At 72.8% G+C, this 7,810-nt stretch carries 4 protein-coding genes; all 4 read left to right on the top strand.

The annotated features are described in order from the left end of the window. Positions 1 to 51 precede the first annotated feature (51 nt). From QH470_RS37570 to QH470_RS37585, 4 genes are read left to right on the top strand one after another with little or no spacing between them, the layout of a single operon-like run. Complete coding sequence (locus QH470_RS37570; protein WP_280277153.1) at positions 52 to 2,958, top strand: SWIM zinc finger family protein; 2,907 nt, start codon at positions 52 to 54, stop codon at positions 2,956 to 2,958. Further along, complete coding sequence (locus tag QH470_RS37575) at positions 2,955 to 4,058, top strand: ATP-binding protein (protein WP_280277154.1); 1,104 nt, start codon at positions 2,955 to 2,957, stop codon at positions 4,056 to 4,058. The genes QH470_RS37570 and QH470_RS37575 overlap by 4 nt, the downstream gene beginning before the upstream one ends. Beyond that, complete coding sequence (locus tag QH470_RS37580; RefSeq protein WP_280277155.1) at positions 4,055 to 6,244, top strand: DUF5682 family protein; 2,190 nt, start codon at positions 4,055 to 4,057, stop codon at positions 6,242 to 6,244. Before QH470_RS37575 ends, QH470_RS37580 begins: the two co-directional genes overlap by 4 nt. Then, positions 6,241 to 7,428, top strand: a complete 1,188-nt coding sequence (locus tag QH470_RS37585) for a VWA domain-containing protein (RefSeq protein WP_280277156.1) — start codon at positions 6,241 to 6,243, stop codon at positions 7,426 to 7,428. Before QH470_RS37580 ends, QH470_RS37585 begins: the two co-directional genes overlap by 4 nt. The last annotated feature ends 382 nt before the right edge of the window (positions 7,429 to 7,810 follow it).

Genomic DNA, 7,810 nt, shown 5'->3' on the forward strand with positions numbered 1-7,810 from the left:
TCGGTGGGATGGAGTACAAATCCGGGCAGGCGAGCGAACGGGGGATGGCCGATGAGGACGACGACGCAGGTGGGGGCGCAGCCCGTGCGCTGGACGGCGGAGCAGGTGGCCGCGCTGGCGCCCGATGCCGCCGCGCTCACCGCCGCCCGCAAGCTGCGGCATCGGTGGCAGGACACAGGGTGGCACGGGGCGGCGTTGTGGGGCCGGTGCCAGGGCAGCGGGGCCACGCCGTACCGGACGATCGTGGACCTGTCCGGCCCGGCCTACAAGTGTTCGTGCCCGAGCCGGAAGTTCCCGTGCAAGCACGCGCTGTCACTGCTGCTGACCTGGTCCGAGGGGGAAGTCCGCGAGGTCGGCGAACCGGCCGATTTCGCGGCCGAGTGGATCGGGGCCCGCGCGGCCGCCGCCCCCGCCGCCGCGGCGAAGAAGACCGCCCGCGCCGCGACGACGCAGCAGCGCCGAACCCGCGTGACAGCGGGGCTCGAGGAGCTGGACGTCTGGCTGTGCGATCAGGTGCGAACGGGGCTGGCGCAGGCGGAGCGCTCGTTCGAAACCTTCGAGTCGGTCGCCGCGCGCATGGTGGACGCCCAGGCGCCCGGAGCGGCATCGGCTCTACGGCAACTTCCTCGCAATGTCGTGCTGCGCGAGGATTGGCCGACCCTGCTGCTACGCGAATACGGCCGACTGCATCTCCTGGCCGCGGCACACCGACGCTTGGACGAGCTGCCACCCGCCTTGGCCGCCGCCACCCGCGCCCACCTCGGATACCCCATGCCCGCGGAGACAGTGCGCGGCGAGCCCCCGATCCGCGACCACTGGATGGTGCTGGCCCGCCGCATCACCGAGGAGGAGCGCCTGTACACCCGCCGAGTATGGCTGCGCGGCCGCCACACCGCCCGCTGGGCCAAGATCATCGACCACAACTACGGCACCCCCACCTTCCCCGCCGACATGCCCACCCCCGGCACCCTCATAGACGCGGACCTGCACTTCTACCCCGCCGCCGCCCCCCTACGCGCCCTCTGGGGCACCCGACACGGCACCCCCACACCGTTCACCACCATCCCCTCAACCCCACCCCCGCCCCCCGAAACCCCCAGCACCGCAGGCGGAGACGATGCGGTCCGGCCCGGGAGTATCGCGGGGGCGCTGGAGGGACATGCTCGGGCGCTGGGGGCGGATCCGTGGTTGCGGGCGTGGCCGGTGGTGTTGGCGGAAGTGGTGCCGGTGGCTGGGGAGGATGGGTGGTGGGTGGCCGAAGTCGATGGGGGCGCGGTGCCGATGGCGTTGCTCGCGGAGCCGCCGTGGCGGTTGCTGGGGTTGTCCGGCGGGCATCCGGTGACGGTGATCGGTGAGTGGACCGCCGATGGGCTGGTGCCGCTGTCGGCGTTCACCGCGGGCGATATCACCGACGTCGGCGGGGAGCCCGTGGGCAGGGCCGTCAGCGCGCCGACCGGTGAGCTGACGTCGGCGGCGCTGCTGGGCACCGCGCGGCGCGCGCTGGATCCGGCCCGGCTGCCCGCCGCCATTGCCGACACGGCCGCGCGATTGCGTGGCGATCCGGCCGCCGTGCTGCTCGAAACCGCCTGTCTACAGGATCTTTTCGAGCGGGGCGGGGTGGTTCCCGGCACCGCGGAGTTGCCCGCTCCCGCCGCCGAGGACGACCGGCCGACGCTGCCGCCACTCGCCGCGACGCGCCTCGCGCGGATGGTGACCGAGCGCTCGCCGTTTCTCGACGAATGGTTCGAGGCCGTCGCGCCGCGCGACTATCGCGCGCCCGACGCACTCTGCGCGCTGCTGCTCGAACAGGCCAGAACCCAAGCCGCACTGCGGGAACCGCTGCTGCGCCTGGCCGGGGTGCGCGGCAGCTGGCTCGCGCGGCACAATCCGCAATGGCGGAAGCTGGCGAGCCCCGGGCTGGAATCCGCCGACGTGTGGACGCACGGCCGCCCCGCGGAACGCCGGGCCTGGCTGGCCGCATTGCGCGCGCACGATCCTCAGGCCGCGCGGGAGACACTGACCGCCGGCTGGCGCACCGAGCCCGCCGCCGCGCGAGCCGAATTGCTCACCGTCCTGGCCGACGGGCTGGACCTCGCCGACGAGCCGCTGCTGGAGTCGGCGCTCGACGACTCGCGGGCCGAGGTGCGCCGCCTCGCCGCGGATCTCCTTGCCCGCCTTCCCGATTCGGCATTCGCCCGGCGCATGGAGCGGCGGGCGGCGAGCTGGCTCACGCTGGAACAGAACCGCCTCGTCGCTCGTCTCCCCCGCGCGCTCGGCGACGCCGACCGCCGCGACGGCATCGCCGACCGCCCCGGCACCACGGCGTACCGAGTGGACGGCGCGCCCGACGTGGCCGCCGAATGGCTGCGCCGCACCGTGGCCGCCACCCCGCTGCGGCATTGGGAGGCGCTGTTCGCCGCGCCCGACCGGGCCGTCCGGACGCGCATGGCCGAGGAACTGCTCGGCCCCATGTTCACCGGCTGGGCCGAGGCGGCCCTGGCACAACGCGACAGCCGCTGGGCCGCAACGTTGTTCGAGATCCTGACCGCGACCCCGACCCTGGGCGCCGACCTCGACCTGCGCCGCGATCTGTTCGCGCTGCTGCCGCTGCACGAGCGGGTCCGGTATCTGCGGCGGCTGGACAGCAGTTGGCTGGCGGAGGTGGAGTTGCTGGTGGGGGCGGTGCCGCGGCCGTGGCCGATGCCGCTGGCCGAACATCTGGTCCGGCTGCTGCTCGATCGTGCGCAGCTGGCGGCGGCACGGCCGGGCGCGCCCGGCCTGTCGCCCGCCTCGTACCGCACCCTGTTCCGGACCGCGGCCGCGCACTTCCCCGTCGAGGCCGGCGCGGTCGTCACCGTCGCCGCGCGCCGCTGCGGTGATGCGCACTGGCAGCGCACCTTCGAACAACTCGCTCACGACCTGACCGAACGCACGACGATGCTCGAGGAGCTGCAGTGACCACGACCGAATCTCCCCGCGACGACCTGCTGCGCCCGCACGCCGAACAGGCCTTCGCCGAGGAACTGCGCCTCCTCGCCGCGGCCGACGACCGCCCCCGCCCGCCGTCGTGGCGGATGTCGCCCTGGGCGGTCGTGACGTATCTGCTCGGCGGCACCCTGTCCGACGGCACCGTGATCAGCCCGAAGTACGTCGGACCGCGCCGGCTGATGGAGGTGGCGGTGGCGACCCTCGCCACCGACCGCGCGCTGTTGCTGCTCGGCGTGCCGGGAACCGCGAAAACCTGGGTGTCGGAACATCTTTCGGCAGCGATCTGCGGTACGTCCACGCTGCTGGTGCAGGGCACCTCCGGCACCGCGGAGGAGGCCATCCGCTACGGCTGGAACTACGCGCGGCTGCTGGCCGAGGGGCCGAGCACCGGCGCACTCGTGTCCTCCCCGATCATGACGGCCATGCGGGCCGGGGCGATCGCCCGCGTCGAGGAACTCACCCGCATCCCCTCCGACGTGCAGGACGCGCTGATCACGGTGCTGTCGGAGAAGACGCTGCCGGTCCCCGAACTGGGCACCGAGGTGCAGGCGGCCAAGGGCTTCAATGTCATCGCGACCGCCAACGACCGCGACCGCGGCGTCAACGAGTTGTCCTCCGCGCTGCGCCGCCGCTTCAACACGGTCGTGCTGCCGCTGCCGTCGGACGAGGACGAAGAGGTCGCCATCGTCGTCCGGCGCGTCGAACAGCTCGGCGCCGCACTGGAATTGCCCGCCGTGCCCGCCGCGGCCGAGGAGGTGCGGCGGGTGGTGCGAGTGTTCCGCGAACTGCGCTCGGGCCTCACCGCCGACGGCCGGACCAAACTGAAATCCCCCTCCGCCACCCTGTCCACCGCGGAAGCCATCTCGGTCATCACCAACGGCCTCGCCCTGTCGGCCCACTTCGGCGACGGCGTCCTGCGCGCGGCCGATGTGGCGGGCGCGGTACTGGGCGCGGTCGTCAAGGACCCGGTCGCCGACACGGTGGTCTGGACGGAATACCTGGAAGCCGTGGTACGCGAACGCCCGGACTGGGCCGACTTCTACCGAGCCTGCCGCGAGGTCCACGGATGACCGTCCCCGAGACCCGCGTTTTCGGGATTCGGCACCATGGGCCGGGTTCGGCTCGGTCGTTGCGGTTGGCGTTGGCACGATTCGAGCCGGACGCGATCCTGATCGAGGGCCCTGCCGACGCCGACCCGTTGGTCGCCTATGTCTCGTGTGCGGAGATGCGGCCGCCGATCGCGCTGCTGGCCTATGTGCCGGACGCTCCGTCCCGCGCGGCGTTCTGGCCGTTCGCCAGGTTCTCACCCGAATGGCAGGCATTGCGTTACGCCGTGGAACACGATGTGGCCGTGGGGTTTTGCGACCTCCCCGCCACCCAAGTGCTGGCCCACGACACCGAACCGGGCGATCGGTCCGACCCGCTCGCCGAGCTGGCCGCCGCGGCCGGTTACGACGATCCGGAACGCTGGTGGGACGCGGTCATCGAATCCGGCGCCGACGCCGACACTTTCGAGGCTGTGACCGAGGCTATGGCCGCCCTGCGCGAGTCCGCGGAGATCGCTCCCGTCGACCCGCACACCCTCCGCCGCGAGGCGTATATGCGCCAAGTGATGCGAAAAACGTTGAAGGACGGGGCGAAACGGCTCGCGGTGGTGTGCGGCGCGTGGCACGCACCCGCCCTGACGGGCAGGCTGGGCCCGGCGGCCCCGGATGCCCGGCTGCTCAAGGGCATGCCGAAGGCCAAGGCCACACTCACCTGGGTGCCGTGGACGCACTCGCGCCTGGCGGGGTCGTCCGGGTACGGCGCGGGCATCACCTCGCCGGGCTGGTACCACCACCTGTTCACCGAAACCGAGCAGCCGATCGTGCGCTGGCTGACCAAGGTGGCCGCGACGCTGCGCGCCCACGATCTGCCGGTGTCGAGCGCGCACATCATCGAAGCCGTCCGGCTGGCCGACACGCTGGCCGCGTTGCGCGGGCGACCGCTGCCGGGATTGTCGGAGGTCACCGACGCCACCCGCGCCGTGCTGTGCGAGGGCGACGAGACCATGCTCCGGCTGGTCGTCGCGGAACTGGTGGTGGGCGAGACGCTGGGCTCGGTGCCCGACAGCACGCCCGCGGTGCCGCTCGACGCCGACCTGCGCGCCCGGTCCCGGTCGCTGCGGCTGAAACCGGAGGCCGGTGACCGGCAACTCGATCTCGACCTGCGCCGCGACCTCGACGTCGAACGCTCCCATCTGCTGCACCGGCTGCGGCTGCTCGGAATCGATTGGGGCACACCGATCACCGGCGAGGTGCGCAACACCGGCACCTTCCGGGAGAGCTGGACGCTGCGATGGGAGCCGGAACTGTCCGTCGCCGTCATCGAGGCCTCCCGCTGGGGCACCACCATCCGCACGGCCGCGCAGGCGCGATTGCTCGACACCGCCTCCGCCGCGGAGGTCACCGTCGCCGATCTGAGCACGGCGCTGGAACGGGCGCTACTGGCGGATCTCGGCGGCGCCATCGACGGCCTGGTGTCGCGGCTGGAGTCGGTGGCGGCACTGGATCACGACGTCACCCATCTGCTCGACGCCCTCCCCGGCCTGATCCGCACGCTGCGCTACGGCAATGTGCGAGGCACCGATACCGCGGCACTCACCCGCGTCGCCGACGGCCTGCTCGTGCGCATCTGTGCCGGGCTGCCGAGCGCGGTCACCGGGCTCGATACCGATGCGGCCGACCGGATGCGAGCGCTGCTCGAGGCCGCCCATCTGGCTATCGCCACCCGAGACGATCCCCGGACGACCGCCGCGTGGCTCGCCGCCCTGCGTACCCTGGCCGACCGGGACGACGTGCACGGCACACTGATCGGCCGCGTCGTCCGACTACTCTGCGACGCAGGCGTTTTCGACGATTCCGTCGCCTCCGACCGGCTGTCCGCCGCGCTCTCGGTCGGGCACACCCCGGCCGAGAAGGCGGCCTGGATCGACGGCTTTCTCGGCGGCCGCGGTCTGCTGCTGGTGCACGACCGCGAGCTGCTGCGCCTGGTCGACACCTGGCTGCGCGGGCTCGGCGAGGAGCAGTTCGTCACCACCCTGCCGCTGCTCCGCCGCACCTTCGGCGCCTTCGAAACCGGTGAGCGGCAAGCGATCGCACACGCCGTCCGGGACGGCGCACCGGCCGCCACCGGTCCCGGCGTCGCGGCCACAGACCCGTACCGGGGCACGCTCGCCCTGTCGGCGATCACCGAGATCCTGGAGGTAGCCGTATGACCGCGGACCCCGCGCCGGACCTGCCGCTTCCGGACGAAACACAGGCCCGCCGTTGGCGTTTGGTGCTCGGCGCACCGGCCGAGGAGGGCCTGGGCGGGCTGGCATCGGCGACCGACGCCGCGATGGATCGTGCGCTGTCGGCGCTGTACAACGCCGACGAGCAGTCGACGGCCGAGAAGCGGTCGTCCGGACTCGGCGACTCGGCGCCGAAGGTCGCCAGATGGCTCGGCGACATCCGCACCTACTTCCCGTCGACCGTGGTGGAGGTGATGCAGCGCGACGCCGTGCAGCGCCTGAACCTCACCCGGCTGCTGCTGGAACCGGAGCTGCTGGAGGCGGTCGAGCCGGACGTGCACCTGGTGGGCACGCTGCTGAGCCTGAACCGGGTGATGCCGGAATCGACCAGGTCCACCGCCCGCATGGTGGTGGAGAAGGTGGTCCGTGAGATCGAGCGCCGCATCGCCGACCGCACCGTGGCCGCCGTATCGGGTGCGCTGAACCGGGCCGCGCGCGTGTCCCGCCCGCGGCTGCGCGATATCGACTGGGACCGCACCATCCGCCGCAACCTCGCGCACTACCTGCCCGAACACCGCACCGTGGTCCCGCAGCGGCTCGTGGGCTACGGGCGCAGGGCGCAGGCGGTGCGCCGCGACGTGGTGCTGGCCGTCGACCAGTCCGGCTCGATGGCCTCGAGCGTGGTGTACGCCTCCGTGTTCGCGGCCGTGCTCGCCTCGATGCGATCACTGAAGACCTCGCTGGTGGTCTTCGACACCGCCGTCGTCGACCTCACCGAACAACTCACCGACCCGGTCGACGTGCTGTTCGGCACCCAGCTCGGCGGCGGCACCGACATCAATCGCGCCCTCGCCTACTGCGGTCAACTGATCACGCGGCCGGCGGACACCCTGTTCGTACTGATCTCCGATCTGTACGAGGGCGGCATCCGCGACGAGATGCTGCGCCGCATCGCCACCATGAAGGAGGCGGGCGTGCAGGTGCTGGTGCTACTGGCCCTGTCCGACGACGGGGCGCCGGCCTATGACCACGACAACGCGGCCGCGCTCGCGGGACTCGGCGTCCCCGCCTTCGCCTGCACCCCCGACAGTTTTCCGGACCTGCTGGCCGTGGCCCTCGACCGCGGCGACGTCACGGCCTGGGCGCACGCCCACGCCGGGAAGAGTTAACTGCCGAACAGCTTGAGACCCATCATGATCACGGCCAGCGTCAGACCGATCACCGACAGAAATTCCATCTGGCACCCCTTCGTCCGAACCGAGCGAGCTGGGACAACGAGCCGGTCCAGCGTAGCCCCGGGGGGGGGCGGGGCCCCCCCCCCCCCCCCCCCGGGGCCCCCCCCGCAACGAACCGCGGCGCCGGCCCCCGCCCCGACGGGGGCCGGGCCCGGGTACCCGTGCGGTCTTTGGCGGGGGGGGGGGGCGTGGGGGGGGGGGCGCGCGGCGCGCGGGCGGGGGGGGCGGGCCGCGCGCACGCCGCCGCTGGCGGCCATCGCCGATCTCTGAGCGCCCCCGGACCGTGCGAGATTTCCGCGGGGACACGGCCGCGTGC

It is taken from the genome of Nocardia wallacei (assembly GCF_029868745.1).
GTDB classification, from domain to species: Bacteria; Actinomycetota; Actinomycetes; order Mycobacteriales; family Mycobacteriaceae; genus Nocardia; species Nocardia wallacei_B.